The 25,226-nt window shown below is 54.5% G+C and carries 28 protein-coding genes; 18 read left to right on the top strand and 10 right to left on the bottom strand.

Annotated features, from left to right (window positions below; genetic code table 11):
- Positions 1 to 26: 26 nt before the first annotated feature.
- Positions 27 to 509 carry an SsrA-binding protein SmpB gene (gene smpB, locus SERS4_RS0119580; RefSeq protein WP_012146396.1) on the bottom strand — a complete coding sequence of 161 codons (483 nt, stop codon included), beginning with the start codon at positions 507 to 509 and terminating at the stop codon, positions 27 to 29.
- Between the two features lie 161 nt (positions 510 to 670).
- Here smpB and SERS4_RS0119575 point away from each other — a divergent pair, with 161 nt between their 5' ends.
- Together SERS4_RS0119575 and SERS4_RS0119570 are read left to right on the top strand one after the other, a co-directional pair.
- Positions 671 to 1,105, top strand: coding sequence for a type II toxin-antitoxin system RatA family toxin (locus SERS4_RS0119575; protein WP_012146395.1), 435 nt, complete (start codon positions 671 to 673; stop codon positions 1,103 to 1,105).
- Positions 1,098 to 1,382, top strand: coding sequence for an RnfH family protein (locus tag SERS4_RS0119570; RefSeq protein ID WP_017893733.1), 285 nt, complete (start codon positions 1,098 to 1,100; stop codon positions 1,380 to 1,382). Before SERS4_RS0119575 ends, SERS4_RS0119570 begins: the two co-directional genes overlap by 8 nt.
- Positions 1,383 to 1,496: 114 nt before the next feature.
- Here SERS4_RS0119570 and bamE read toward each other — a convergent pair whose 3' ends face one another.
- The 3 genes from bamE to nadK all read right to left on the bottom strand — a co-directional run bounded on the left by bamE (position 1,497) and on the right by nadK (position 4,575).
- A complete protein-coding gene (gene bamE / locus SERS4_RS0119565) occupies positions 1,497 to 1,835 on the bottom strand; it encodes an outer membrane protein assembly factor BamE (RefSeq protein ID WP_012146393.1) in 339 nt (112 codons plus the stop codon).
- A gap of 113 nt (positions 1,836 to 1,948) precedes the next feature.
- The gene (gene recN, locus SERS4_RS0119560) at positions 1,949 to 3,610 is read right to left on the bottom strand and encodes a DNA repair protein RecN (RefSeq protein ID WP_017893732.1); all 1,662 of its coding nucleotides are present in this window, start codon (positions 3,608 to 3,610) and stop codon (positions 1,949 to 1,951) included.
- A gap of 86 nt (positions 3,611 to 3,696) precedes the next feature.
- Positions 3,697 to 4,575, bottom strand: a complete 879-nt coding sequence (gene nadK / locus SERS4_RS0119555; RefSeq protein ID WP_012146391.1) for an NAD(+) kinase — start codon at positions 4,573 to 4,575, stop codon at positions 3,697 to 3,699.
- A 124-nt stretch (positions 4,576 to 4,699) separates the two neighbouring features.
- On the opposite strand from nadK, the gene grpE reads away from it, so the two are divergent.
- Positions 4,700 to 5,272 carry a nucleotide exchange factor GrpE gene (gene grpE, locus SERS4_RS0119550; protein ID WP_017893731.1) on the top strand — a complete coding sequence of 191 codons (573 nt, stop codon included), beginning with the start codon at positions 4,700 to 4,702 and terminating at the stop codon, positions 5,270 to 5,272.
- Positions 5,273 to 5,322: 50 nt separating this feature from the next.
- On the opposite strand, the gene ung is transcribed toward grpE, so the two are convergent.
- On the bottom strand, positions 5,323 to 6,006 hold the full coding sequence (ung, locus tag SERS4_RS0119545; RefSeq protein WP_012146389.1) for a uracil-DNA glycosylase: 684 nt from the start codon (positions 6,004 to 6,006) through the stop codon (positions 5,323 to 5,325).
- A gap of 344 nt (positions 6,007 to 6,350) precedes the next feature.
- Here ung and grcA point away from each other — a divergent pair, with 344 nt between their 5' ends.
- The 3 genes from grcA to SERS4_RS0119530 all read left to right on the top strand — a co-directional run bounded on the left by grcA (position 6,351) and on the right by SERS4_RS0119530 (position 8,631).
- On the top strand, positions 6,351 to 6,734 hold the full coding sequence (gene grcA / locus SERS4_RS0119540) for an autonomous glycyl radical cofactor GrcA (RefSeq protein WP_012146388.1): 384 nt from the start codon (positions 6,351 to 6,353) through the stop codon (positions 6,732 to 6,734).
- 186 nt (positions 6,735 to 6,920) lie between these two features.
- Positions 6,921 to 7,883 (top strand): DUF2974 domain-containing protein, encoded by a 963-nt coding sequence (locus tag SERS4_RS0119535; protein ID WP_017893730.1) that lies wholly within the window; start codon positions 6,921 to 6,923, stop codon positions 7,881 to 7,883.
- Complete coding sequence (locus SERS4_RS0119530; RefSeq protein ID WP_017893729.1) at positions 7,876 to 8,631, top strand: ankyrin repeat domain-containing protein; 756 nt, start codon at positions 7,876 to 7,878, stop codon at positions 8,629 to 8,631. The genes SERS4_RS0119535 and SERS4_RS0119530 overlap by 8 nt, the downstream gene beginning before the upstream one ends.
- A 60-nt stretch (positions 8,632 to 8,691) precedes the next feature.
- On the opposite strand, the gene srmB is transcribed toward SERS4_RS0119530, so the two are convergent.
- Entirely contained in the window at positions 8,692 to 10,017 is a 1,326-nt protein-coding gene (gene srmB / locus SERS4_RS0119525) for an ATP-dependent RNA helicase SrmB (RefSeq protein WP_012146385.1), read from the bottom strand.
- Between the two features lie 99 nt (positions 10,018 to 10,116).
- Between srmB and SERS4_RS0119520 the strand changes: the two genes are divergently transcribed.
- Positions 10,117 to 10,899, top strand: a complete 783-nt coding sequence (locus SERS4_RS0119520) for a tRNA1(Val) (adenine(37)-N6)-methyltransferase (RefSeq protein WP_017893728.1) — start codon at positions 10,117 to 10,119, stop codon at positions 10,897 to 10,899.
- Positions 10,900 to 10,939: 40 nt separating this feature from the next.
- Here the strand turns inward: SERS4_RS0119520 and nadB are convergent, their stop codons facing one another.
- Complete coding sequence (nadB, locus tag SERS4_RS0119515; protein ID WP_017893727.1) at positions 10,940 to 12,541, bottom strand: L-aspartate oxidase; 1,602 nt, start codon at positions 12,539 to 12,541, stop codon at positions 10,940 to 10,942.
- A 212-nt stretch (positions 12,542 to 12,753) separates the two neighbouring features.
- On the opposite strand from nadB, the gene rpoE reads away from it, so the two are divergent.
- The 4 genes from rpoE to rseC are packed head-to-tail and all read left to right on the top strand — an operon-like array spanning position 12,754 to position 15,445.
- Entirely contained in the window at positions 12,754 to 13,329 is a 576-nt protein-coding gene (rpoE, locus tag SERS4_RS0119510; protein ID WP_012146382.1) for an RNA polymerase sigma factor RpoE, read from the top strand.
- 30 nt (positions 13,330 to 13,359) lie between these two features.
- A complete protein-coding gene (gene rseA / locus SERS4_RS0119505; RefSeq protein ID WP_012146381.1) occupies positions 13,360 to 14,013 on the top strand; it encodes an anti-sigma-E factor RseA in 654 nt (217 codons plus the stop codon).
- Positions 14,013 to 14,972, top strand: coding sequence for a sigma-E factor regulatory protein RseB (gene rseB, locus SERS4_RS0119500; RefSeq protein WP_017893725.1), 960 nt, complete (start codon positions 14,013 to 14,015; stop codon positions 14,970 to 14,972). The genes rseA and rseB overlap by 1 nt, the downstream gene beginning before the upstream one ends.
- Positions 14,969 to 15,445 carry a SoxR-reducing system protein RseC gene (gene rseC, locus SERS4_RS0119495; protein WP_017893724.1) on the top strand — a complete coding sequence of 159 codons (477 nt, stop codon included), beginning with the start codon at positions 14,969 to 14,971 and terminating at the stop codon, positions 15,443 to 15,445. The genes rseB and rseC overlap by 4 nt, the downstream gene beginning before the upstream one ends.
- Here the strand turns inward: rseC and SERS4_RS0119490 are convergent.
- Positions 15,442 to 16,281 carry a hypothetical protein gene (locus tag SERS4_RS0119490; protein WP_017893723.1) on the bottom strand — a complete coding sequence of 280 codons (840 nt, stop codon included), beginning with the start codon at positions 16,279 to 16,281 and terminating at the stop codon, positions 15,442 to 15,444. The genes rseC and SERS4_RS0119490 overlap by 4 nt on opposite strands.
- Before the next feature lie 542 nt (positions 16,282 to 16,823).
- On the opposite strand from SERS4_RS0119490, the gene lepA reads away from it, so the two are divergent.
- The 7 genes from lepA (at position 16,824) to acpS (ending at position 23,327) form a co-directional block, all read left to right on the top strand.
- Complete coding sequence (lepA, locus tag SERS4_RS0119485; RefSeq protein ID WP_012146377.1) at positions 16,824 to 18,620, top strand: translation elongation factor 4; 1,797 nt, start codon at positions 16,824 to 16,826, stop codon at positions 18,618 to 18,620.
- A 36-nt stretch (positions 18,621 to 18,656) separates the two neighbouring features.
- On the top strand, positions 18,657 to 19,634 hold the full coding sequence (lepB, locus tag SERS4_RS0119480) for a signal peptidase I (protein ID WP_017893722.1): 978 nt from the start codon (positions 18,657 to 18,659) through the stop codon (positions 19,632 to 19,634).
- A 182-nt stretch (positions 19,635 to 19,816) separates the two neighbouring features.
- Positions 19,817 to 20,497 (top strand): ribonuclease III, encoded by a 681-nt coding sequence (rnc, locus tag SERS4_RS0119475; protein WP_012146375.1) that lies wholly within the window; start codon positions 19,817 to 19,819, stop codon positions 20,495 to 20,497.
- Positions 20,494 to 21,402: a GTPase Era gene (gene era, locus SERS4_RS0119470; RefSeq protein ID WP_012146374.1), complete on the top strand. Its 909-nt coding sequence runs from the start codon at positions 20,494 to 20,496 to the stop codon at positions 21,400 to 21,402. Before rnc ends, era begins: the two co-directional genes overlap by 4 nt.
- An 8-nt stretch (positions 21,403 to 21,410) precedes the next feature.
- The gene (gene recO / locus SERS4_RS0119465) at positions 21,411 to 22,142 is read left to right on the top strand and encodes a DNA repair protein RecO (protein ID WP_017893720.1); all 732 of its coding nucleotides are present in this window, start codon (positions 21,411 to 21,413) and stop codon (positions 22,140 to 22,142) included.
- A 73-nt stretch (positions 22,143 to 22,215) separates the two neighbouring features.
- The gene (gene pdxJ / locus SERS4_RS0119460; protein WP_017893719.1) at positions 22,216 to 22,947 is read left to right on the top strand and encodes a pyridoxine 5'-phosphate synthase; all 732 of its coding nucleotides are present in this window, start codon (positions 22,216 to 22,218) and stop codon (positions 22,945 to 22,947) included.
- Complete coding sequence (gene acpS / locus SERS4_RS0119455; protein ID WP_017893718.1) at positions 22,947 to 23,327, top strand: holo-ACP synthase; 381 nt, start codon at positions 22,947 to 22,949, stop codon at positions 23,325 to 23,327. The genes pdxJ and acpS overlap by 1 nt, the downstream gene beginning before the upstream one ends.
- A gap of 215 nt (positions 23,328 to 23,542) precedes the next feature.
- Here the strand turns inward: acpS and SERS4_RS0119450 are convergent, their stop codons facing one another.
- Both SERS4_RS0119450 and SERS4_RS27360 read right to left on the bottom strand, forming a co-directional pair.
- Positions 23,543 to 23,803: a YfhL family 4Fe-4S dicluster ferredoxin gene (locus SERS4_RS0119450; RefSeq protein ID WP_012146370.1), complete on the bottom strand. Its 261-nt coding sequence runs from the start codon at positions 23,801 to 23,803 to the stop codon at positions 23,543 to 23,545.
- A gap of 108 nt (positions 23,804 to 23,911) precedes the next feature.
- On the bottom strand, positions 23,912 to 24,895 hold the full coding sequence (locus SERS4_RS27360) for a phosphoethanolamine transferase (protein WP_253275394.1): 984 nt from the start codon (positions 24,893 to 24,895) through the stop codon (positions 23,912 to 23,914).
- Positions 24,896 to 25,226 lie beyond the last annotated feature (331 nt).

The following is a 25,226-nucleotide window of genomic DNA, read 5'->3' as shown; positions in this document are numbered from 1 at the left end:
GAAGTTTTACCCGTTAAGCCAGAGGCTTATCGGTTGGCGTGCTTCATGATACGGGATTTCGCCGTCTGCCATTCACGATCTTTGATGTCATCGCGCTTATCGTGTTCTTTCTTACCTTTAGCTACGCCGATTTTGATCTTGGCCCAGGCATTTTTCCAATACATGGACAAGGCAACCACGGTGTAACCGTCACGGTTTACACGGCCGAGCAGTGAGTCCAGCTCACGCTTTTTCAGCAGGAGTTTACGGGTACGTGTCGGATCGCAGACCACATGAGAAGAAGCTACGTTGAGCGGTGAGACAGTGGCGCCAAACAGGTAGGCTTCACCATCGCGAAAAGTCACGTAGCTGTCACTGATGTTGGCTTTGCCGGCACGCAGCGATTTGACTTCCCACCCTTGCAGGGACAGGCCCGCTTCGAATTCTTCCTCAATGGCGTATTCGAAACGCGCACGCTTGTTTTGCGCAATGGTGGCAGAGCCGGGTTTGTGTGCTTTTTTCTTTGTCATAGTGTGTTCATTATACTGGATGCGTCAGCGAAAGAAATCCTTTCCCGCTCAGCACCTGCGCAATTTTTCGCATTTCTGGCCTCTGTGTTGCATAGCAGATTTTTTGTTTGCCGATAGATAAATGGTATGATTTGTATGTTTTGTGTCTCACAGGAAATGATATGCCCCAGATCAGTCGATCTGCGTTAGTGCCATTCAGCGCCGAGCAGATGTATCAGTTGGTTAACGATGTTCATTCTTATCCTGATTTTCTGCCGGGTTGTACCGGTAGCCGGGTGATTAACGCGTCCAACAATGAAATGACCGCTGCAGTAGATGTTGCCAAAGCCGGTATCAGCAAAACTTTTACCACGCGCAACACGCTGTTGGATAACCAAAGCATCAATATGCAACTGGTTGATGGTCCGTTCCGCTCCTTGATGGGAGGTTGGCACTTTACGCCGCTCAGCCCGGAAGCCTGCAAGGTTGAGCTGCACCTTGACTTTGAATTTACCAACAAACTGATCGAGTTGGCGTTCGGCAAGGTGTTTAAAGAGCTGGCGGGTAACATGGTGCAGGCATTCACCCAGCGGGCAAAAGAGGTTTACAGTGTCTGAGATACGGGTCGAGGTGGTTTACGCCTTGCCGGAGCGTCAGTATCTGCGCAATGTCACACTGGTGGAGGGCAGCAGCGTTGAGCAGGCGATTGTCGCCTCCGGCCTGCTGGAACTGCGTGGTGATATTGACCTGCAAAGTAACAAGGTGGGCATCTATAGCCGACCGGCCAAGTTGGGTGATGTGCTCAGCGATGGTGACCGGGTAGAAATTTATCGCCCATTGATTGCCGACCCCAAAGAGCTGCGCCGTCAACGGGCAGAGAAGGCAAAAAAATAAGGCGCTGATAGCGCCTTATTTTTTATCAGAATTTTATCTTCCGAGTTGCAGCCTGGTACTGTCATGAAGAACTTGACGCGTCCCTCACGGGCCGGACGATAGTTCCTGCGCGGATTACTTGGTTAGCGCCGGCTTGTTCTGAATATCGGTCAAGACACCCGCGCTGTTAAAGGTCAGCGTCAGGGTTTGCTGGGTGATATTTTCATGACCAGGTTGCTGACGGAACACATAGAACCACGTCTGAGTACCGAACGGGTCCTGCAGCATTGGGGTGCCCAATGTATAAGCGACCTGTTGCTGGGTCATACCTTTTTGAATTTTAGCTACGTCGGTTGACGTCAGGTAGTTCCCTTGGTTGATGTCAGGCCGGTAAACCACCTTCTCAAAAGTAGAACAGCCTGCAGTCAGCATCACAAGAACCACAGCGGCGGCAGTCAGCGTTTTACAGCGCATAGTAATCACATTCCTTTAGGGCATAGGATGCCGATGATAATAGACCTTGCAGCAGTTGGAAACCTTTACAGGGCCCCAATATGACCTCAGGAAAGTAAAAAAGTTGAGCTTTTCTATGCGGCAAGCAGTTCTTTCGCGTTTGCCAGGGTATTTCGGGTGACCTCACTGCCGCCCAAAAGGCGCGCCAATTCTTGCAAACGAGCGCGTTTATCCAGTGGTGACATCTGTGTTTCGGTTTCCGTGCCGTCGGTCTGTTTGCTGACGAACAGATGCTGATGACCACAACCGGCTACCTGCGGCAAGTGAGTAACGCACATAACCTGGGTCGATTCCCCCAACTGGCGCAGCAGGCGACCGACAATGGCGGCGGTTGGGCCGCTGATACCTACGTCCACTTCGTCGAAAATCAGCGCCGGTGTTTCCATCTTGCGGGCGGTAATCACCTGGATTGCCAGCGCGATGCGCGACAGTTCGCCGCCAGAGGCCACTTTCGCCAGCGCCTGCAGTGGTTGGCCCGGGTTGGTGGAAACGCAGAACTCGGTGCGGGTAGCGCCTTCAGCACTCAAATATTGCGGCTCGAAGCGCACGTCGATATTAAATTTACCGTGCGGCATGGAGAGTGCCTGCATGCTGTCGGTAATCAACGTGGTCAGCTCAGCGGCATAATGCTGACGCTTCTGATGCAGTTGCTCTGCCAACAACAGAGCTTGCTGATGATGCAACGTGACCGCCTCGGCCAGATGTTCGTGGTCGTTTTCTTGCTGTGACAGCAGCTGTTGCTCATCCAGCATTTGCTGGTGCAATTGCGGCAGCTCTTCTGGCGCGACGTGATGTTTACGCGCCAGGTTTATTTGCCGCGACAGGCGCTGTTCCAGTTCTTGCAGGCGGTTTGGATCCAGATCCATACGATCGGCGTAGTGACGCAGTTCATCGCTGGCTTCACTGATTTGGATTGACGCCTCTTCCAGCATATCCAGCAGGCCACTGAGTTTTTCATCCATGCCGACCAACTCAAGCAGCAGGTGTTTGGCGGTATAGAGCTGGCTCAGCATATTATTTTCTTCGCTATCGGCCAGTAATTGCAGGGTTTGCTGGCTGATGGTCAGCAACTGGCCGCTGTTGGCCAGGCGTTTGAATTCGGTATCGATTTGTTCAAACTCACCGGCCTGCGGCGCAAACTCGTTCAGCTCTTTCAATTGGTATTGCAGCAGTTGTTTGCGTGCGTCGCGCTCGATGGACTGTTGCTGATGATGAGCCAGTTCGCGGCAGCTTTGGTGCCAGCGCTGGTAAGCTTGCTGCATTTGCGTCAGCAGGGCGGGTTCATCGGCGTAGGCGTCGAGCAGTTGTTTTTGGTGCTCAGGCTTGAGTAACAACTGGTGGGCATGCTGGCCATGGATCTGAATCAGGCGCTGGCCGAGTTCGCGCAGTTGCGAAAGCGGGACGGCGGTGCCATTGATAAAGCCACGGGAACGGCCATCTGCGTTGATCACCCGGCGCAGCAGGCACTCATTGCTGTCGTCCAACTGGTTCTGCTCGAGCCATTGTCGTGCAGAAGGGGTGTCCGCCAGTGAGAAACGGGCGCAGATATCGGCACGGGCGGCTCCCAATCGGACGACGTTACCGTCGGCGCGATTACCGAGGCACAGCCCCAGCGCGTCGATGGCAATCGATTTGCCGGCGCCGGTTTCACCGGTAATCGCCGTCATACCCGGTTGAAAATCAATTTCCAACTCACGAACGATAGCAAAATTGCTGATGGTCAATTGCGCCAGCATGGGAACCTTCCTGTGTATAAACACATAACTGTAGTTTCATACAGTATAGACTGGTTTTATATACAGTAAAGAGGCTGGCGCAGTTTTTAGAATAATTTTTTTGACCAACCCAGCTTGGTGCTTAACGTATTGAAATAGCTGTAGTCCTTTGGATGAATAAGATTCAAATGGAAATCACTACGGCGTATCAATACCTCTTCACCTTCCTGGATAGGCAACGCGATTTGGCTGTCGCAGCTAATCTCCAGATCGCTACCAATCTGCGAAAACTTCAGCCGGATAGTGCTGTTGCCGTTGATCACCAACGGGCGGGCTGAAAGGGTGTGCGGGAACATCGGCACCAGCGCGATGGCTTCCAGCGACGGCGTCAGGATCGGCCCGCCGGCAGAGAGCGAATAGGCGGTCGAACCGGTTGGGGTGGCGATGATCAGGCCGTCAGAGCGCTGTGAGAAGGCGAAGCGATCGTCGATATACACTTCGAACTCAATCATGTGCGCCACTTTACCGGGGTGCAACACCACTTCGTTGATAGCGGTGCTGATGCGGCACTGCTGGTTTTCCTTGTGGACGATGGTTTCCAGCAGGAAGCGCTGTTCATCGATATATTCGCCTTCCAGCACGTCGGCCAATTGCTGCAATGCGTTGTCGGGATCAAGATCGGTCAGGAAACCGAGATTTCCGCGGTTAACACCGATCACTTTAATATCGTAACGTGCCAGCACGCGCGCTGCGCCCAGCATATTACCGTCGCCGCCGACCACCACGGCCAAATCGGCCTTTTGGCCAATCTCTGCCAGGCTGCCGGTGACGGCGTCTTTCAGCCCCAAATCCTGGGCTATCTGCCGTTCAACCATCACCGAATAGCCTCGGGCGACCAGCCAGTGAAATAACATCTCATGCGTTGCCAGCGCCGAAGGGTGACGCGGGTGGCCAACAATGCCAATACAGGCGAATTTTTTATTCATTGTTGTGATTTTCCTCACCGGGACCAGTTTATGCCCCACATTGTGACCGGTTGACTTGAAACCCCGGTTTTGATCCCCATAATAAGCCAAGTTGCGAGATTAATGCTAAAACGCGGAGATATTCATGAGTAGTAAAGAACAGAAGACGCCAAACGAGCAAGTCTCGGAAGAAATGGAACAGCAGGAAGTCTTGCCGGAAGCGGCTGAGGGCGTCGATCTGCGGGATGAGCGCATTGCTGAGCTGGAAGCTCAACTGGCCGAAGCCCAGCAGCATGAACGCGACAGCCTGCTGCGTGCCAAAGCGGAAATGGAAAATGTCCGCCGCCGCACCGAGCTGGATATTGAAAAAGCGCACAAGTTTGCCCTGGAGAAATTCTCCGGTGACCTGCTGCCGGTGTTGGATAACCTGGAGCGTGCGTTGGATCTGGCGGATAAAAACAATCCGGAGCTGACGGCGATGATCGAAGGTATCGAGCTGACGCTGAAGTCCCTGCAGGACGTAGTGCGTAAGTACGGTATCGAAATCGTTGGCGACACTAACGTGCCGTTCAACCCGGAAGTACACCAGGCAATGAGCCTGATGGAATCGGCCGATCACCAGCCAAATCACGTAATGATGGTGATGCAAAAAGGCTATACGCTGAATGGCCGCCTGCTGCGCCCGGCGATGGTCGCGGTTTCCAAAGCCAAGGCTTAAGCGAATTAAGTAAAGAAAAGGCACCTTAGGGTGCCTTTTTTACGTCTGAATCAGCTCTGCGGCAGTTGCGGCAGCCAGTCGATAGGTTGCAACCCCTGTTGCACCAGCAGCTGGTTGGCCTGCGAGAAGTGGCGGCAGCCGAGGAAACCCCGGTGGGCGGAAAGCGGTGAAGGGTGCGGCGCTTTCAGCACGTGGTGGCGGTTGCTGTCGATAAAATTGCCTTTCTTCTGGGCGTGAGCGCCCCACAGCAGAAACACCACACCTTCGCGGTTTTCATTCAGCGCGGCGATCACCTTATCGGTAAAGGTTTCCCAGCCCAGTTTGGCGTGTGAATGCGCCTGGCCACCTTCCACCGTCAACACCGTGTTCAGCAGCAGCACGCCTTGTTCCGCCCAACTTTGCAGGCATCCGTGGCTAGGGCGTTCAAAACCCGGGATATCCGTCGCCAGCTCTTTATACATATTCACCAGCGAAGGGGGAGCAGGCACGCCGGGCAGCACCGAGAAAGACAGGCCGTGGGCCTGATTCGGGCCGTGGTACGGATCCTGACCGAGGATCACCACCTTCACGTCTGCCAGTTCGGTATAGCGAAAGGCGTTGAACACGTCTTTTTGCGGTGGGTAAATGGTCTTACCGGCCTGACGTTCAGCGGCAACAAAGGCAAGCGTTTCATGAAAATAGGGCTGCTCTTTCTCCTTGCCGATGACATCATGCCAGGTGAGGGAGGTGGACATAAACGCTCTCCTTTGTTTTCGTTAACAATTCACTGGGCATAGCTTACCGTTTAGCTTCACTCAGTGAAACCCGCTTTTATCCTGGCGTCTTTTCGTTTTATGCAAATATTGTTGAAAATTTACAAAAATAATTGCGAGGTGTCTTGCGGGGAAAATTGACATAAAACATAAACTTGCCCCCTTGTGCTGTGCGGGTACCCCGTAAAAATTGACTTTAATCAAAGAATTGCCCCGGCCAGACTGGTATACAGAACAACAAGACAACAATGGTTTTACCAAATGGCCGAAACCAACATTGGGTTTTTTCGAAGTAGAATTTTTCGCCCTTGTACGGAGGCAACAACATGATTACTGGTATTCAAATCACTAAAGCGAACGACCAGGCGCTGGTGAACTCTTTCTGGCTGCTGGACGATGAAAAATCCGAAGCTCGCTGCGTTTGCGCGAAAGCCAACTACGCGGAAGATCAGGTCGTTCCGGTCAGCGAACTGGGCCAGATCGAGTACCGTGAAGTGCCGCTGGAAATGCAATCTACCGTGCGCGTTGAAGGGGGGCAGCACCTGAACGTGAACGTACTGCGCCGCGAAACGCTGGAAGATGCGGTTAAGCATCCGGAAAAATACCCGCAATTAACCATTCGCGTGTCCGGTTATGCGGTGCGTTTTAACTCGCTGACGCCAGAACAGCAACGCGATGTGATTACACGTACTTTTACAGAAAGCCTGTAATTGTCTGCGTGATTAATAAGGGAGCTTCGGCTCCCTTTTTCATTGCTGTACCCGCCAGAAAGTGAATCCTGATCACATTCCTTGCAAAGATAATCACTCGCATTACAGAACTGCTCCGACCTGCCGATAGCTACAGCAGCACTCATTTGGGTGCGGCATAGATAAGTCTATCGACAAGGAGTCGGCATGAGTATGTCTTTGAGTTTTACCTCTGCGGTCAGCCCTGCGGCCATTCAACCCCCGGTGGCCCGTGCGGTACCGCAACCCCTGAATTCGCCACAGCCGATTGAGCCCCCAGCGGCTAAAGCCCCTGCGGCCACGCTTTCCCCAAACAGTCTGAATGCCCAGAATCTGCTTAATACGCTGGTGAGCGATATTTCGGCCGCTGCGCCGGTGGCTGCCAGTCAGGGCGTGACGCGTGGGCAACAGTCACAGCAAGGGGACTATACGCTGGCGTTACTGGCCAAGGACGTTTACAACACCGCCAGTCAGGGCGTTGGCGGTTTCACCCGTTTGAACGACAGTGCCTTGCTCGGCGCAGGCATTGACCCCGCCAGCCTGCATGACTCGGCATCGGGTTTCCAGGCCGGGATCTACAGCGATAATCAGCAGTATGTCTTGGCCTTTGCCGGCACCAATGATATGCGTGACTGGTTGAGCAATGTGCGTCAGGCGACCGGCTATGATGATGTGCAGTACAATCAGGCAGTCGCGGTTGCCAAAAGCGCCAAAGCGGCGTTTGGCGAGGCATTGGTGATTGCCGGTCATTCGCTTGGCGGTGGCCTGGCTGCAACGGCGGCACTGGCGACTGGCACGGTGGCGGTGACTTTTAACGCCGCAGGCGTTTCCGATTGCACGCTGAACCGCATGGGGATCGATCCGGCAGCGGCGAAACAAGATGCGCAAGCGGGGGGGATCCGCCGTTACAGCGAACAATACGACATGCTGACCGGCACTCAGGAATCCACTTCGCTGATCCCGGACGCTATCGGGCATAAAATCACGTTAGCCAATAACGATACTCTGAGTGGCATTGACGACTGGCGGCCGAGCAAACATGTGGATCGCAGCCTGACCGCGCACGGAATCGATAAGGTCATCAGTTCGATGGCGGAGCAAAAGCCATGGGAGATCAAGGCCAATGCCTGACAGGCGGCGCGTGCGGCAGACGTTGATTATCGCCATGCTGGCGTTGGTTGCGATCTCCGGTTTGCTGATTATGGCTAAGGAGCAACAGATGAATCAGGATATCTCTCCGTTCAACGGACGTGGCAATGCAGCGCTGGCTCAGGCGGTAGCGCGCGGTGATGTACAGGGTATTGCCGAACAGGCCACACAGGGGCGTCTGAGCGAGCAGGGTGAGCGTCAGGTCACTTTGCCGCAGTGGGCAATATTGGCGCAGCAACCGCAAAGTCTGGCCTTACTGCTGGAGCTGGGAGCTGATGCTTCCACTCCGGGTCTGGATGGCAACAGCGCGCTGCATACCGCGGCGGCGGTGCAGGACCCGCAGTATTTGCGGCTGTTGCTGGAGCAGGGGGGAGCGGTTAATCCACGTAATGCGGTAACCGGCGCCACCCCCTTGGCGACTGCCGTGTTGGCCGGGCGGGAAGAGCAACTGCGGTTGCTGTTGGTCTCTGGGGCGGATGTCACGCTGAGCGATCGGCTGGGCGATACGCCTTTGCACGTAGCGGCTAAAACCAACGCGCCGCAGTTGGCGCTGATGCTGTTGCAGGCGGGGGCAGATGCCAAGGCCCGCAATCAGCAGGGGATGGCCTTTCAGTTCTATTTCTCACAAACGCCAACGTCGTTGCAGAGTGAAGAAATGCGCGAGGGTTATCGTCAACTGAATGCCTGGCTGAAAGCCCATCAGCAGGCAACGCATTACGCGCAGCAGTAAGCAGGCATAAAAAAACCGCCTTCAGGTTAATGGAGGCGGTTTTTATTCACTACGGCAGCATTACTTCGCGCCGTTGCTCTCAGGTTTGGCCTTCGGCTGGCGACGTTTGCCCACGTTTTTCGCATCGCGATGACGCACTTTCACCTTGGCTTTTTCTTTGTTCTTTTCTTTATCGGCTGCGCGTTTGGCAATCACCTTCTTGGAAGGCTTGCCGTTGCTTTTTTCGCTCGGTACTTTGGTTGACGGACGCAGCTCTTCGATCACCCGCGCTTTCAGCGGCTCGTTCAGGTAACGGCCCACTTTGCCCAATAGCAGGTGGTCGTGTGCCTCAACCAGCGAGATCGCGGTGCCTTTACGCCCGGCACGACCGGTACGGCCGATGCGGTGCAGGTAGGTGTCCGCCGTGCGCGGCATGTCGAAGTTGAATACGTGGGTGATATCCAGGATATCCAGACCACGGGCAGCAACGTCGGTGGCGACCAGCACGTTGACACGGCCGTCCATCATGCGTTTTACCGCTTCGTTACGCTTGGCCTGCACCATTTCTCCTTCGAGGTAACAGGTATTGATGCCAGCCTCGCGCAGCCAGGCTGCCAGCTCATGCACGCGCTCACGCTTACGCACGAAGATTACGGATTTCTGCACGTCCGGTTGTTTCAGCAAATGCACCAACAGGGCGGTTTTATGCACCACGTCATCGGCGCGGTAGTACCACTGCAGGATCTTTTTGCGCTCACGGCGTGACGGGTCAGCTTCGACTTCTACCGGCTCTTTCAGAATGCGTTCGGCGAATTCGCGGATGGCATCGCCTTCCAGCGTCGCGGAGAACAGCAGGGTCTGGTTACGCCAGCGGGTTTCGGCGGAAATAGTTTCGATGTCCTGCGCGAAGCCCATGTCCAGCATGCGGTCGGCTTCATCAAGGATCAGCGTTTCTACCGCGCGGCAGTCGAAGTTTTCTTCTTTAATGTACTGCAGCAGACGACCGGTAGTGGCAACGACCACGTCCTGGTTTTCGCTGAAGACTTCCGCGTGGTTCATATAGGCGACGCCACCGGTGATGGTAGCGATATCCAGCGAAGTATGAGCAGCCAGTTCACGTGCCTGATCGGCTACCTGCATCGCCAGCTCGCGTGTCGGGGTCAGGATCAGTACGCGCGGTGGGCCGGACTTCTTGCGTGGGAAGTCGAGCAGATGTTGCAATACCGGCAGCAAAAATGCAGCGGTCTTGCCGGTGCCGGTCGGCGCCGAACCCAATACGTCGCGCCCATCCATCGCAGGCGGGATCGCCTCGGCTTGAATGGCGGTTGGGCGTTCGTAGCCTTTATCACGCAGGGCGTTTATCAGGCGTTCATCGAGTTCGAGCTCGGAAAAATTGGTTACTGTCATGGTCTACCTCTACTTGGGGCGCCGATTATAGACGGGTTGGCCGCGTTCTTCACCTATTTAAGCGGAAAGCATCTCTTTTCCCAAAAATCAGATTGCCTTATGCTACGCCAGTTTTGTATTCAGGTGGTTATTGTGAGCACTCAATCGAAAGCGAATTTTACTCCGCGTCGCGGCGGTTTTACCTTTAAGCAATTTTTTGTTGCTCACGATCGCTGTGCAATGAAAGTGGGTACCGACGGCGTGCTGCTCGGTGCATGGGCTCCCCTGGCACAGGCACAACGGGTGCTGGATATCGGCAGCGGTAGCGGATTGATCGCGCTGATGCTGGCGCAGCGTACCGCCGAGAACGTGCAGATTGACGCTGTAGAGCTCGATGAAGCCGCCGCTGCACAGGCGCATGACAATGTGCTGGAATCCCCTTGGTCGCTGCGCATTCAGGTGCATGCGCAGGATATTCACCATTTTGCCCAACATCATGCCGGTCAATATGACCTAATCGTCAGCAACCCGCCGTATTTCGAGCCTGCGGTCGCCTGTCGCGACCAGGCGCGCCATAACGCACGTTACACCGAAACCCTGACCCACGATGCCCTGCTGGTCAGTGCGGAACAGCTAATCGCACCGCAGGGAACCTTTTGCGTAGTGCTGCCGCATGACATTGGTGAAGCTTTCGAAACTAATGCACATCGCCGTGGCTGGCATACTGCGCAGCGGCTGAATGTCAGCGATCGCGCGGATACGCCGATGCACCGGGTATTGTTAGCCCTGACGCGTCAGCCTGCGGAAGAGGCAACCGAGCAGAAGCTGGCGATTAAGTTGGCCGATGGCAGTTACACCGATGATTTTCGCCGTCTGATTACCGATTTCTATTTGTTTTACTGAGATGAAAAGGGCGCCATGGTCAGGCGCCCAGGCGGCATCATTAGGGCTGCAGAATGGTCGGCAGCGCTTGCGGCAGCAGATCCGGATAGTCCAGCGTATAGTGCAACCCACGGCTTTCCTTGCGTTCCATGGCGCTGCGGACGATCAGCTCCGCCACCTGCACCAGATTGCGCAGTTCCAGCAGGTTGTTGGAGATGCGGAAGTTGGCGTAGTACTCGTCAATTTCTGCCTGCAAGGTATTGATGCGGCGCAATGCGCGCTCCAGCCGTTTGGTGGTGCGCACTATCCCTACGTAGTCCCACATAAACAATCGCAACTCATGCCAGTTATGTTGGATCACCACGCGTTCGTCGGCGTCGTCAACCCGGCTTTCATCCCACTGCGGCAGCTGTTTCGCCAGCTTGATAAACGGCAGACGCATCATGATGTCTTCCGCCGCTGACCAACCGTAGACCAGACATTCAAGCAGTGAGTTGGACGCCATGCGGTTAGCGCCGTGCAGGCCGGTATAGCTGACCTCGCCAATGGCATACAGCCCGTCAAGGTCGGTACGGCCATGCTGATCGACCATCACGCCGCCGCAGGTATAGTGCGCGGCAGGGACGATAGGGATCGGCTGGCTGGTCAGGTCAAAGCCCAACGTCAGCAGTTTTTCATGGATCATCGGGAAATGCTGGGTAATGAATTCAGCTGGTTTATGGCTGATGTCCAGATACATGCAGTCCGCACCCAGACGCTTCATTTCGTGGTCGATGGCTCGCGCAACGACGTCCCGTGGTGCCAGTTCGCCGCGAGGGTCAAAATCGGGCATAAAGCGGCTGCCATCCGGGCGCTTCAGATAGGCACCTTCACCGCGCAACGCTTCGGTCAGCAGGAAGTTACGCGCCTGCGGATGGAACAGACAGGTCGGGTGGAACTGATTGAATTCAAGGTTGGCGACCCGGCAACCTGCGCGCCAGGCCATGGCGATCCCGTCGCCGGATGAGATATCCGGGTTGGTGGTGTATTGATAAACCTTGGCTGCACCGCCGGTAGCCAATACCACTGTTTTGGCGCGGTAGGTTTCTACCTGCTCCAGCTCGCGGTTCCACACATAGGCGCCGACCACCCGACGAGTGCCCGGCAGGCCGATTTTGTTCGAGGTGATCAGATCGACCGCATTACGGCGTTCCATCACGCAAATATTCGGGTGGTTGCTTGCTTTCCCCACCAGGGTAGTCTCTACTTCTTTACCTGTAGCATCAGCGGCATGCAGGATACGGCGGTGGCTGTGCCCCCCTTCCCGCGTCAGGTGGTAATGTGCTTCGCCCTGAGCGTTGACCTCGGTGTCGAACAATACCCCCTGATCGATCAACCACTGCACGCAGTGGCGCGCATTGCCGGCGATAAACTCAACGGCGTCTTTGTCACACAGGCCGGCTCCGGCAATCAAAGTGTCATCTACGTGTGAGGCAATGCTGTCCGTTTCATCGAAAACCGCGGCGATCCCGCCTTGGGCATAAAATGTGGCGCCTTCGTTGAGCGGCCCTTTGCTGAGTACGGTAACCTTGCAATGCTGCGCCAGGCGCAGCGCCAGTGACAGGCCGGCAGCACCACTACCGACGATCAGTACATCGCTAACATGTTCAGATGATGGTTGCATAGCGTATGATGTGTGCAGAAGAAGAGTGAAATTCATGTTAGCCTAATTGTCCGGGCAAAAGCCACGGATGGGTGACATCAACATAAAAACAATGGCAATACGGAACTTCGCGTTCTGTATGAACTCCAAGCGAGTGCTTGCTCAGGAAAATAATGTATGGCTGGCAGTACAATTTTACGCGTGGAGACGGATTTGGGGAGAGTTTACCTCGGATGAGCGAGCAGTTAACGGATCAAGTTCTGGTTGAGCGGGTCCAAAAGGGCGATCAGAAATCGTTTAACTTACTGGTAATTCGTTACCAGCATAAAGTGGCGAGTCTCGTTTCCCGGTATGTACCGCAGGGCGATGTGCCGGATGTGGTACAGGAGTCGTTTATTAAAGCCTATCGCGCACTGGAATCGTTCCGTGGGGATAGCGCTTTCTATACCTGGTTGTATCGAATTGCTGTGAATACGGCAAAAAATTATTTGGTGGCTCAGGGCCGTCGTCCGCCATCCAGCGATGTGGATGCCAACGATGCCGAAAATTACGAAAGTGCGGGTGCACTGAAAGAAATTTCGAACCCTGAGAACTTAATGTTGTCAGAAGAGCTGAGACAGATAGTTTTCCGTACCATTGAGTCTCTCCCTGAGGATCTTCGCATGGCGATTACCCTGCGGGAGTTGGATGGTCTAAGCTACGAAGAGATAGCAGCCATCATGGATTGCCCGGTAGGAACCGTACGCTCGCGTATTTTCCGCGCCAGGGAGGCTATCGATAATAAAGTTCAACCGCTGATTCAACGTTAGCAATGGCGGACACAGGAAGGGTACTTAGGCATGCAGAAAGAAAAGCTTTCCGCTCTGATGGATGGGGAATCGCTCGACAGCGAGCTGCTGAGTTCGTTGTCTAAAGACAGGGCGCTTCAACAAAGCTGGCAGAGCTATCACCTGATACGTGACACACTACGGGGTGATATCGGACAAGTCATGCATCTCGATATCGCAGATCGTGTTGCTGCTGCACTTGAGAAAGAACCTGCACGTCTGGTTCCTTCTGCAGTTCCAGAATCTCAGCCGCAACCTCACACCTGGCAGAAAATGCCGTTCTGGCACAAAGTCCGCCCTTGGGCCAGCCAGATCACACAGATTGGTATGGCGGCCTGCGTGTCGCTGGCGGTGATTGTAGGCGTTCAGCAATACAATCAACCGGCTGCACAATCTGGCGCCGCTGAATCACCGGCGTTTAATACCCTGCCAATCATGGGGCAGGCGTCACCGGTCAGCCTCGGCGTGCCGGCAGACAGTTTCTCCACCGGCAGCGGTCAACAGCAGCAGGTGCAGGAACAACGCAAACGCATTAACGCTATGCTGCAAGATTATGAGTTGCAACGTCGTTTGCATTCTGATCAACTGCAGCTTGAGCAAAGCACCCCACAACAGGCTGCCGTTCAGGTTCCCGGAACTCAGTCTTTAGGAATGCAACAGCAGTAATGAAGCAAATTTGGTTCTCCGTCTGTCTATTGACGGGCAGCCTGCTCTACTCAAACATCGCCCCGGCGCAGCCCTCTGCGTCCGGGGCGTTGTTACAACAGATGAGCAGTGCCAGCCGTTCGCTCAATTATGAACTCGCCTATATCAGCATCAGCAAGCAGGGGATCGAATCGCTGCGCTATCGTCATGCGGTGATTGACCAGCAACCGCTCGGCCAATTACTGCATATGGACGGCCCGCGCCGTGAAGTGCTGCAGCGTGGCGGCGGAATTAGCTATTTCGAACCCGGCCTGGAGCCCTTTACGCTGTCCGGCGATCACATCGTCGATGCGTTGCCGGCCATTGTTTATGCTGATTTTGACCGTCTGGCGAAATATTACGATTTCATCTCCGTCGGCAGCACCCGAATTTCCGATCGTCCATGCGAAGTGATCCGCGTGGTCGCTCGCGATGGTTCACGCTATAGCTACATTGTCTGGATGGATGAAGCCACCAAGCTGCCGCTGCGGGTGGATTTGATCGACCGTGATGGCGAAACGCTTGAGCAATACCGGGTGATTTCTTTTGTCGTCGGGTCGCAGGTACAAGGCGCGATGCAGGGGCTGATCAAGGCTAATCTGCCTCCCTTGCTGTCGCTTCCGGCGGTAGATAAAATCAAGTTGAGCTGGAGTACGGGCTGGTTACCGGCTGGGGTCGATGAAGTCGCACGTAATCGCCGCAAGTTGCCGAATGTGACCGAACCTGTTGAGTCGCGGCTCTACAGCGACGGCTTGTTCAGTTTCTCGGTCAACGTCAGCCCGGCGGGCAGCGGTGCCGGCCAGCAATATTATCGCCAGGGGCGTCGTACTATCCAAACCGAAGTGCGTAACGGCAATGAGATCACTATCGTGGGCGAACTGCCGCCGGCAACGGCCAAGCGTATCGCTGACAGCATTTCCTTCAAGGTGTCACCACAATGATGAAAGAGTGGGCCACGGTCGTTTCGTGGCAACAGGGCGTGGCGCTGCTGCGCTGTGAGCCGAAAGCCGGATGTGGCAGTTGTACTGCCCGTTCTGGCTGTGGCGCGCGGGCGTTGAATGAACTGGTGCCGGAAACCGAACACCAGTTGCAGGTACATATCGCGCAGCCGCTTGAGCCGGGCCAGCGGGTTGAGGTGGGTATTGCGGAAGGCAGCCTGCTGCGCTCAGCAATGCTGGTTTATCTGACGCCGCTACTGGGCATGATGCTGGGGGGGAGCCTGTTGCAATATTGGTTGGGTAGCGATGCTTCTGCCGCGCTTGGCGCATTGCTCGGCGGTGGCGCGGCCTTTATGCTGGCGCGCAGTCTGGCACACCGCCTCGGTGAACAGGCAAATTACCAACCCATTGTTCTGCAAATTGGTTTACCGCCTGGGGCCATGCGCCTGCAAACGGAAAACCAGCCTCTGCGTTAAAACTGCTGCCGCGTCATCGCCGGGTTATGGTAGGCGGTGATGCGGGCGTAGATCATATGCTCCAGCAGCGCGATAAACAGATCGGCGCTGAGCAGCGAAAAATAGCCGATAGTAAATAACGCATTGCCCTGATTATCCAGCAGGCGAATGGTGCCGCGCTGCGGATTATTTTCCAGTTCGCGGATCTGCTCAATCGGGATAGACCCCTGAGCTGTGATCAGTGCCGTTGAACTCAGGCTCAACGTTTGGGCCGATTGTCCTTTCCGATGGCCAGGCAGCAATTGGGTCAGCCAGCGAGCGCCACAACTGAGATAGCGAAACGACAGCACTTCCCCCTGATACAATGCATTCAAGGCCTGTGGTCCACGCTGTTGGATCTGCTGAGCGATAATGGTATCGGCCAGCCGCAAGGAGTGGGAAACATTGCTGAACACCGGACACCAGGGTTGATCAGACGACGCCCGAAATGCCATCACATCCAAGACTCCCCCAAATAAACGACCGCCGCGAAAACGATAAATATCACCAATTTTTTCAAAGGGGATAAATCGTTCTTTATGACTATGTGGGTTAATCACCCGAACACCCTGTTCGTACAGGCGATAGGTCAATGCTGGCCGCAGGTAATGGCGCAGTGCCAGCAGGATACAGCCGAGTAAAATAGTCGCTGCGCCGGTTTGCAGTAAGGTCAGTACCTCATTTTCATCCATGTTGCTCAGCAGCGGCAGCAACAGCAGTGCCGCACCGAGAGTTAACAGCAGCGCTGCCGCTGCGAGAATGCCCCAATTGACCTTTGAAAAATCGTGCCGGCTCAGCATTTGCCCTTTATCGATCATTATGCACCTTCCAATCAACACGCAGAGATATGCTGGTGAACCCCGGTGGGCATGCCGATGTAGTGCCCTGAATTATGTTTTATCGCGGTGTTCACCCTCATTTCTATAGGAGCAGCCGGCGAGCGTACATCGGGTTTTTCCTAAAGCCCGGGGGGCAAAGTGCAATTCTAAGATGTTGATCCAAATATTATTTTATTCAGAATTAGGAGAGGGTTTATTGCGTTATTGGCGGATATGTATTAACGGATGATCTCGTCAACGGCTGGCGAGGCAATATGGGAGGGCAAGATTGTTATAACTTACCCTGTCGACCGCGTCGGGCTTTGTTAACATCCGCTTTCATAACCCGGAGCGCTCTGTAACATTAAAGTGTACATAATAGAATGCCTTCACTGCACCGATCGCTAGGTTTTCAGTGTTGTGGCATGTAGAATGCAGCGATTCAGGCGCAAGACGGCCGAACCCATTCACTGTCGCTTTAGGTCCATGCGGGTTTCTATAGGCGAGTAATTCAGAAATACCAAGGCAGAAAAACTTTTATAATGAAGCATATACGAAATTTCTCCATTATTGCCCACATTGACCACGGTAAGTCGACGCTGTCCGACCGTATTATCCAAATTTGCGGTGGCTTGACCGAACGTGAAATGGCCGCGCAGGTGCTCGATTCTATGGATCTTGAGCGCGAGCGTGGCATTACCATCAAAGCGCAGAGCGTGACGCTGGATTATAAGGCGCAAGACGGCCAAACCTACCAGCTCAACTTTATCGACACCCCTGGACACGTTGACTTCTCCTACGAGGTTTCCCGTTCACTGGCCGCCTGTGAAGGCGCACTGCTGGTGGTCGATGCCGGGCAGGGCGTAGAGGCCCAGACGCTGGCCAACTGCTACACCGCGCTGGATATGAATCTGGAAGTGGTACCGGTACTGAACAAAATTGACTTGCCGGCAGCCGATCCCGATCGCGCCGCGCAGGAAATTGAAGACATCGTTGGTATTGACGCTACCGATGCGGTGCGTTGCTCGGCCAAAACCGGCGTTGGCGTACCAGAAGTGCTGGAACGCCTGGTGCGTGATATTCCGGGGCCGGCAGGCGATCCGGAAGCGCCACTGCAGGCACTGATCATTGACTCCTGGTTCGATAACTACCTGGGCGTAGTTTCCCTGGTGCGCGTCAAGAACGGTACCATGCGCAAGGGCGACAAGATCAAGGTCATGAGCACCGGCCAAACCTATAATGCCGATCGTCTGGGCATCTTCACCCCGAAACGTGTCGATCGCGACGTGTTGAACTGTGGTGAAGTGGGCTGGTTGGTCTGTGCAATCAAAGACATCCTTGGCGCACCGGTGGGCGATACCCTGACACTGGCTCGCCAACCGGCGGACAAAGCCTTGCCGGGCTTCAAAAAAGTGAAGCCGCAGGTTTACGCGGGCCTGTTCCCAATCAGCTCCGACGACTATGAATCCTTCCGCGACGCGCTGGGCAAGCTGAGCCTGAACGACGCCTCGCTGTTCTACGAGCCAGAGAGCTCCACCGCGCTGGGCTTCGGCTTCCGCTGTGGCTTCCTCGGCCTGTTGCACATGGAGATCATTCAGGAACGTCTGGAGCGTGAATACGATCTGGAGCTGATCACCACCGCGCCAACGGTAGTGTATGAAGTGGAAACCACCAGCAAAGAGACTATCTACGTTGATAGCCCATCCAAGCTGCCGCCACTCAATAACATCGAAGAGCTGCGTGAACCGATCGCCGAATGTCACATGCTGATGCCGCAGGAATTCCTGGGTAACGTGATCACGTTGTGTATCGAGAAACGCGGTGTGCAGACCAACATGGTTTACCACGGTAACCAGGTTGCGCTGACTTACGAAATTCCAATGGCGGAAGTGGTACTCGACTTCTTCGACCGTCTGAAATCTACCTCGCGCGGTTATGCGTCGCTGGATTACAACTTCAAACGCTTCCAGACCTCTGACATGGTGCGCGTCGACGTGTTGATCAACAACGAGCGCGTGGATGCGCTGGCGCTGATCACTCACCGTGACAATTCGCAGTACCGTGGCCGTGAGCTGGTAGAGAAGATGAAAGAGCTGATCCCACGCCAGCAGTTCGATATTGCCATCCAGGCCGCTATCGGTACTCATATCATCGCGCGTGCGACGGTGAAACAGCTGCGTAAAAACGTTTTGGCTAAATGCTACGGCGGTGACGTCAGCCGTAAGAAGAAGCTGCTGCAGAAGCAGAAAGACGGTAAGAAACGCATGAAGCAGGTGGGTAACGTCGAGTTGCCACAAGAAGCGTTCCTGGCCATTCTGCACGTTGGCAAGGACAAGTAAGTAACAGCGATAAAGTCGCGAAACTAGGGAGTTTGCATGGCGAATATGTTTGCCCTGATCCTGGCACTGGCTACATTGGTTACCGGGATCATCTGGGCCTTTGAGCGCTTCAGATGGGCGCCGGCCCGCCGAGCGAAGATTGCGGCGGTGAATGCACAGACTGCGGGCACCGTAGATGATAAAACGCTGGCGAAAGTGGCGAAACAACCGGGTTGGATTGAAACCGGCGCGTCGGTTTTCCCGGTATTGCTGCTGGTCTTTGTGGTGCGTTCGTTTATTTACGAACCTTTCCAGATCCCGTCCGGTTCCATGATGCCGACGCTGTTGATTGGCGATTTTATTCTGGTGGAGAAATATGCCTACGGCATTAAAGATCCTATTACCCAGACCACGCTAATTGAAACCGGTCATCCGAAACGCGGTGATATTGCGGTATTTAAATATCCGCTGGATCCGAAACTCGATTATATCAAGCGCGTAATTGGCCTGCCTGGCGACCGCGTGAGTTACGATCCGATCAATAAGCGTGTGACCGTTCAGCCTTCGTGTAATAGCGGCCAGTCATGCGATACCGCATTGGCAGTGACTTATAACGACGCACAGCCAAGTGATTTTGTGCAGTTGTTCAGCCGCAGCGGCATGGGTGAGGCCAGCAATGGTTTCTACCAGATCCCGCTGAGTGAAAACGTGCCGCAGGGCGGTATCCGCCTGCGTGAACGCCAGGAAACGCTGGGTAATGTTTCTCACCATATTCTGACCGTGCCGGGCACGCAGGATCAGGTGGGCGCTTACTATCAGCAGCCGGGTAAACAGCTGGCGGAGTGGGTTGTGCCGGCGGGTCATTACTTCATGATGGGTGATAACCGCGACAACAGCGCCGACAGCCGCTATTGGGGCTTCGTACCAGAGAAAAATCTGGTAGGCAAGGCCACGGCTATCTGGATGAGTTTTGAAAAGCAGGAAGGCGAATGGCCTACCGGCGTAAGATTTAGCCGCATCGGTGGAATTCATTAATCCGGCGTCTATTAACGCAGCATTATATTTCCACTCGTTGTAGAATACCGGCTCGAGCGATAAAAAGTTGGCTCCCTGTTGGGGGCCACTGCAAACGAAACAGCTTTGGATTGGCTTTCGGCAAAGCAGGCCTGTTCCGTATGCTGCAAGTTTTTGACGCATTCTTGATCTATTGGTAACTCATGAACCCCATCGTAATAAATAGGCTACAGCGGAAGCTGGGCTACACTTTTCAACAGCAGGAGCTCTTGCTGCAAGCGTTAACTCACCGTAGCGCCAGCAGTAAACACAATGAACGTCTTGAGTTTCTGGGTGACTCCATTCTCAGTTTTGTCATCGCCAATGCGCTGTTCCAGCGTTTTCCTCGCGTAGACGAGGGCGATATGAGCCGTATGCGCGCCACGCTGGTGCGCGGTAATACGCTGGCAGAGATGGGGCGTGAGTTTGATCTGGGCGAATGTCTGCGTCTTGGTCCGGGTGAGTTGAAAAGTGGTGGATTCCGCCGCGAATCAATCCTGGCGGATACGGTGGAAGCCTTGATTGGCGGCGTTTTCCTGGATAGCGACATCCAAACTGTTGAACGACTGATTTTGGACTGGTATCGCAGCCGGTTGGACGAAATCAGCCCCGGTGATAAGCAGAAAGACCCAAAAACCCGTTTGCAGGAGTTTTTGCAGGGTCGTCATCTGCCGTTACCTTCTTATCTGGTGGTGCAGGTTCGCGGTGAGGCGCACGATCAGGAATTTACTATCCACTGTCAGGTGAGTGGTTTGAGCGAACCCGTCGTGGGAACCGGCTCAAGCCGCCGTAAAGCCGAACAAGCGGCAGCGGAACAAGCGTTAATAAAGCTGGAGCTTGAATGAGCGAAGAGAAACAATACTGTGGTTTTATTGCGATAGTCGGTCGCCCCAACGTGGGCAAGTCCACGTTGCTGAACCAACTGCTGGGGCAAAAAGTCTCCATCACCTCGCGTAAACCACAGACGACCCGTCACCGCATTATGGGTATCGATACCGATGGCGCCTATCAGGCCATCTACGTCGACACCCCGGGTCTGCATATCGAAGAAAAGCGCGCCATCAACCGTTTGATGAACCGTGCGGCCAGCAGCTCAATCGGCGACGTCGAGCTGGTGATCTTCGTTGTGGAAGGCACTAACTGGACCGCCGATGATGAAATGGTGGTCAACAAGCTGCGTAGCCTGAAATGTCCAGTGCTGCTGGCGATCAACAAGGTCGACAACGTTACCGACAAATCCAAGCTGTTGCCGCACATTGCGTTCCTCAGCCAGCAGATGAACTTCCTCGACGTAGTGCCGATTTCTGCTGAAAAAGGCATGAATGTGGACACTATCGCGGCTATCGCGCGCAAGGTATTGCCGGAGGCGGAACACCACTTCCCGGACGATTACATCACCGACCGTTCCCAGCGCTTTATGGCGTCGGAAATTATCCGTGAAAAGCTGATGCGTTTCCTGGGTGAAGAACTGCCTTACTCGGTGACGGTTGAGATCGAACAATTTGTGCCGAACGAGCGCGGTGGTTACAACGTGCACGGGTTGATTCTGGTTGAGCGCGAAGGCCAGAAAAAAATGGTCATCGGCAACAAGGGCGCCAAGATCAAAACCATCGGTATCGAAGCCCGTCAGGATATGGAACAGATGTTTGAAACCAAAGTGCATCTGGAACTGTGGGTGAAAGTGAAATCGGGCTGGGCGGACGACGAACGTGCGTTGCGTAGCCTGGGTTATACCGACGACCTGAAATAAACTATCCAATGGACGGCTGGGAACGCGCTTTCGTCCTGCATGGACGACCGTACAGTGAAACCAGCCTGATGCTGGATATGTTTACCGAAGGTCATGGGCGGGTGCGTTTGCTGGCAAAAGGCGCGCGCAGCCGCCGTTCCAATTTAAAGGGTTGTCTGCAACCCTTTACTCCTCTGCTGGTACGCTGGGGCGGTCGTGGCGAAGTCAAAACGCTGCGTAGCGCCGAAGCGGTCTCTCTCGGTTTACCCCTTAGCGGCATGATGCTCTACAGCGGCCTATACGTGAATGAATTGCTGTCACGGGTGCTGGAGCAGGAAGCAAACTACTCGGTATTATTCTTCGATTATCTGCAATGTTTGCAGGCGCTGGCGGCGGAAGACGTTTCGCCGGAGCAGGCATTACGTCAGTTCGAATTGGCCTTGCTCAATCACCTGGGCTACGGCCTGGACTTCCTGCACTGCGCCGGTAGTGGCCAGCCGGTGGACGACGGCATGACCTATCGCTACCGCGAGGAAAAAGGCTTTATCGCCAGCCTGGTGGTGGACCATTACAGCTTTACCGGCCGTGAGCTTCGTGCGTTGGCAGAGCGCCAGTTCCCGGATGTGCAAACCTTGCGTGCCGCCAAACGTTTCACCCGCATGGCGCTCAAACCTTATTTGGGGGGCAAACCACTGAAGAGCCGCGAGCTGTTTCGTCAGTTTGTCCGTAAACAGCCGGATCCGCCGGTCGACGACGCCTGACCTTTTCCCCTTTTGCAGCACTGTCCCCGCGTGTAAACTACGGCCACTGAAAATCGTTTTTTAGAGGGTTGTCATGGCTGATTTGCTGCTGGGCGTCAATATCGATCACATCGCCACGTTACGTAACGCGCGCGGAACCCAATACCCGGATCCGGTTCAGGCGGCATTTATTGCCGAGCAGGCAGGGGCCGACGGGATCACCGTACACCTGCGTGAAGACCGCCGTCATATCACCGATCGCGACGTTCGCATTTTGCGTCAGACCATCCAGACGCGCATGAACCTGGAAATGGCCGTGACCGATGAAATGCTGGATATCGCCATTGAGTTGAAGCCGCACTTTTGTTGCCTGGTACCGGAAAAGCGTGAAGAAGTGACCACCGAAGGTGGGCTGGACGTCGCCGGGCAGCAAGACAAGATGGCCGTTGCGGTTGAGCGTTTGGCAAAGGCCGGCATTCTGGTTTCGCTGTTTATCGATCCGGATCATCGACAGATCGATGCGGCGGTTGCGGTGGGCGCTCCTTACATTGAAATTCATACCGGCGCCTATGCCGAAGCCGAAGGTGAGCTGGCGGTGAAAGCCGAGCTGCACCGCATTGCCGTTGCCGCTACCTACGCCGCAGAGAAAGGCCTGAAGGTCAACGCCGGCCACGGCCTGACTTACCATAACGTTCAGCCAATTGCTGCTCTGCCGGAAATGCATGAGCTGAATATCGGCCATGCAATCATCGGCCAGGCAGTGATGTGTGGATTGCCGGCAGCGGTGACAGATATGAAGTTACTGATGCGCGAAGCGCGTCGCTAATGGCGGTGCTGGGGCTGGGTACCGACATTGTCGAAATGGCGCGCATTGAAGCCGTCGTTGAGCGCAGTGGCGATCGTCTCGCGCGCCGCGTGCTGAGCGAGGCTGAATGGGAATTGTACCAGCAACATCAGCAGCCGGTACGCTTTCTGGCCAAACGTTTTGCGGTGAAAGAAGCCGTCGCCAAGGCGTTTGGCACCGGTATTCGCAATGGGCTGGCGTTTAATCAGTTTGAAGTTTTCAACGACGGTCTCGGCAAGCCGAATATTCGCCTGCATGCTCGCGCCGCCGAGCTGGCACAGGAAATGGGGGTCACCTCGATCCATGTTTCGCTGGCGGATGAACGCCGCTATGCCTGCGCCACGGTGATTATCGAAGGGTAATGGTTTTATCCGGCGATAAAACGAAAGGACGCTATTCGCGCCCTTCAGACTACTGACAAAGCCCGTTATTAGGGAGAGCGTACCGAAGGGGTCGTAGCGGCTTGCCCGCCGGAGCGCCCCTCGGTGCGCTAGGCCCGGGTATCTCGGATTCAAAGACAACTTTGTCATCAAACCCAAGGGCGCCTGTAGGCGCCCTTGTTGATCTGACTGCGTGGTCAGAGTCGGTCGGCGTGGTGCAGCACCACAAATTTGTCCCACAGCTGTTCGTTGGTTTCGTTGTGCTGCGGATCAACCACAATAGTGTTATCGATAGGGCACACCTGCTGGCAGGTGGGAACATCGTAATGGCCGACGCATTCGGTGCAGCGATCGGTATCAATCTGGTAGATATCCTCGCCCATCGAAATGGCCTGATTAGGGCATTCGGGTTCGCACATATCGCAGTTGATGCATTTCTTGGTAATCAGTAGTGCCATGTCAGTTATCTTTTAATCGGTGCACACGAACAGGCGCGCAATCTATCATAAAACCCATTTTTCCGGGTATTTTTTCACCTGTAGCAGCAGATGCACTTAACCGGGCCGTCATAGTAACTCCGGCGGGTCGTTGGCCAACTGATCAAAATCAACCATTTCCTGACCATTGAATACGTGCCTCTTGCCTTGCGCCGTTACCGCCGCAGGCAACTGTGGCTGGGTGAGGGTAATCCCAGCCTGTTGGGCAAACAGACTGAGAAAGTCAAAGGCACTGTGCGGATTCTCAATAAGTGTCCGCTGTCGGTCGGAATCAGAAAGCACCAGCAGTGGCACCTCATAATTCTGCCGATTATTGCCGCCATGGCGTAGATAAAGTTTGCCGTCAATATCTCTGTGAGAAAGTCCGTGGTCAGAGAAATAGAATAATTTAAACGGGGAGTGTGTCGCCTGCAGCATCTGATAAGCATGCTCGATGAAACGATCCGTCTTGCGGTAGGTTGACAGATAACAAGCGAGCTCAGCGTTATCGCTGGTGAAAACCGGCGGTTCACCGCCGAGGCGTTCGCAAAAGTCCGAGTGAGATCCCATAATATGCAGAACATACAGGTTCCCCACGCCATTATGGGCCAGTGCCGTTTGCAACAGCGGCAGCAGTTCATCGTCATCGGTATTGCGTGATTGGTAATCTCCTTTTTTCAGGAACTGATGCTCATCACTGAACATGGCTATTTTGGAGATCGGCGTATCAAATTGGCCAATCAACCCTTGGTTGGAAAACCAATAGGTATGCAGTCCTGCGGCTTTTGCCAGGGTGATAATATTATCCGCAATATGATGTGTTTTTCCGTCGCTCAATGCCAAGGTTCTTGGCAGAGATTCGAAGGTGTTCGGCGCAGTAGAAATATAATTACTGTAAAAGGTTCCGTTCACGTGATCCAGAAAAGGGGTCGTTGGCGTCGGATAACCAAATAATGACATATAGTCCCTGCGCATGCTTTCGCCAACCACAATGACATAGTTAGCCTTATTACTATTAGCGCCATTAAGGAGCCAGCTGGGTTGGGAATGCGTACCGGCTTCAATTTCGGCCATTTGTTGGTTGTAGCTCTGGTATGAAGAAATTAGCGAGGAAAAAAATCCACCAAATGAAGATTCCCTACTCCCCCACTGAGTATTCTGGCGAACAGCAAAACGATAAAAATTACCCAAAATGGCAATGTTTTTCTAACCGGGAGTGGCTGCTGCCAGCTATAGCGAGCAAGAATAAACAACGTGAGCAGTGTGGCGCAGGGTAACAGATAGCAGCCGGCAGGTATGGCGTACAGAAACTCGATGGCTTCCGCACGGTTGGTTTGAAACAGGGCCGACACCACGGAAACGGAAGGTGGACCGTAGATCACCCCTACAGGGGCATAGATGGCAC

The organism is Serratia sp. S4, from assembly GCF_000347995.1.
GTDB lineage: Bacteria > Pseudomonadota > Gammaproteobacteria > Enterobacterales > Enterobacteriaceae > Serratia > Serratia quinivorans.
Note: the sequence above shows the minus strand (reverse complement) of the source record. Positions and strands in the feature narration are given on the sequence as shown.

What these genes read in the sequence shown, in the direction of transcription:
- acpS (WP_017893718.1), top strand. Translation starts at nt 22,947, where the DNA reads ATGGCGGTGCTGGGGCTGGGTACCGACATTGTCGAAATGGCGCGCATT.
- era (WP_012146374.1), top strand. Translation starts at nt 20,494, where the DNA reads ATGAGCGAAGAGAAACAATACTGTGGTTTTATTGCGATAGTCGGTCGC.
- rseB (WP_017893725.1), top strand. Translation starts at nt 14,013, where the DNA reads ATGAAGCAAATTTGGTTCTCCGTCTGTCTATTGACGGGCAGCCTGCTC.
- recO (WP_017893720.1), top strand. Translation starts at nt 21,411, where the DNA reads ATGGACGGCTGGGAACGCGCTTTCGTCCTGCATGGACGACCGTACAGT.
- rpoE (WP_012146382.1), top strand. Translation starts at nt 12,754, where the DNA reads ATGAGCGAGCAGTTAACGGATCAAGTTCTGGTTGAGCGGGTCCAAAAG.
- rseC (WP_017893724.1), top strand. Translation starts at nt 14,969, where the DNA reads ATGATGAAAGAGTGGGCCACGGTCGTTTCGTGGCAACAGGGCGTGGCG.
- SERS4_RS0119490 (WP_017893723.1), bottom strand. Translation starts at nt 16,281, where the DNA reads ATGATCGATAAAGGGCAAATGCTGAGCCGGCACGATTTTTCAAAGGTC.
- lepA (WP_012146377.1), top strand. Translation starts at nt 16,824, where the DNA reads ATGAAGCATATACGAAATTTCTCCATTATTGCCCACATTGACCACGGT.
- SERS4_RS0119450 (WP_012146370.1), bottom strand. Translation starts at nt 23,803, where the DNA reads ATGGCACTACTGATTACCAAGAAATGCATCAACTGCGATATGTGCGAA.
- grcA (WP_012146388.1), top strand. Translation starts at nt 6,351, where the DNA reads ATGATTACTGGTATTCAAATCACTAAAGCGAACGACCAGGCGCTGGTG.
- pdxJ (WP_017893719.1), top strand. Translation starts at nt 22,216, where the DNA reads ATGGCTGATTTGCTGCTGGGCGTCAATATCGATCACATCGCCACGTTA.
- rseA (WP_012146381.1), top strand. Translation starts at nt 13,360, where the DNA reads ATGCAGAAAGAAAAGCTTTCCGCTCTGATGGATGGGGAATCGCTCGAC.
- SERS4_RS0119575 (WP_012146395.1), top strand. Translation starts at nt 671, where the DNA reads ATGCCCCAGATCAGTCGATCTGCGTTAGTGCCATTCAGCGCCGAGCAG.
- bamE (WP_012146393.1), bottom strand. Translation starts at nt 1,835, where the DNA reads ATGCGCTGTAAAACGCTGACTGCCGCCGCTGTGGTTCTTGTGATGCTG.
- recN (WP_017893732.1), bottom strand. Translation starts at nt 3,610, where the DNA reads ATGCTGGCGCAATTGACCATCAGCAATTTTGCTATCGTTCGTGAGTTG.
- grpE (WP_017893731.1), top strand. Translation starts at nt 4,700, where the DNA reads ATGAGTAGTAAAGAACAGAAGACGCCAAACGAGCAAGTCTCGGAAGAA.
- lepB (WP_017893722.1), top strand. Translation starts at nt 18,657, where the DNA reads ATGGCGAATATGTTTGCCCTGATCCTGGCACTGGCTACATTGGTTACC.
- rnc (WP_012146375.1), top strand. Translation starts at nt 19,817, where the DNA reads ATGAACCCCATCGTAATAAATAGGCTACAGCGGAAGCTGGGCTACACT.
- SERS4_RS0119535 (WP_017893730.1), top strand. Translation starts at nt 6,921, where the DNA reads ATGAGTATGTCTTTGAGTTTTACCTCTGCGGTCAGCCCTGCGGCCATT.
- nadB (WP_017893727.1), bottom strand. Translation starts at nt 12,541, where the DNA reads ATGCAACCATCATCTGAACATGTTAGCGATGTACTGATCGTCGGTAGT.
- SERS4_RS0119530 (WP_017893729.1), top strand. Translation starts at nt 7,876, where the DNA reads ATGCCTGACAGGCGGCGCGTGCGGCAGACGTTGATTATCGCCATGCTG.
- nadK (WP_012146391.1), bottom strand. Translation starts at nt 4,575, where the DNA reads ATGAATAAAAAATTCGCCTGTATTGGCATTGTTGGCCACCCGCGTCAC.
- srmB (WP_012146385.1), bottom strand. Translation starts at nt 10,017, where the DNA reads ATGACAGTAACCAATTTTTCCGAGCTCGAACTCGATGAACGCCTGATA.
- SERS4_RS27360 (WP_253275394.1), bottom strand. Translation starts at nt 24,895, where the DNA reads ATGGCCGAAATTGAAGCCGGTACGCATTCCCAACCCAGCTGGCTCCTT.
- ung (WP_012146389.1), bottom strand. Translation starts at nt 6,006, where the DNA reads ATGTCCACCTCCCTCACCTGGCATGATGTCATCGGCAAGGAGAAAGAG.
- smpB (WP_012146396.1), bottom strand. Translation starts at nt 509, where the DNA reads ATGACAAAGAAAAAAGCACACAAACCCGGCTCTGCCACCATTGCGCAA.
- SERS4_RS0119520 (WP_017893728.1), top strand. Translation starts at nt 10,117, where the DNA reads ATGCTACGCCAGTTTTGTATTCAGGTGGTTATTGTGAGCACTCAATCG.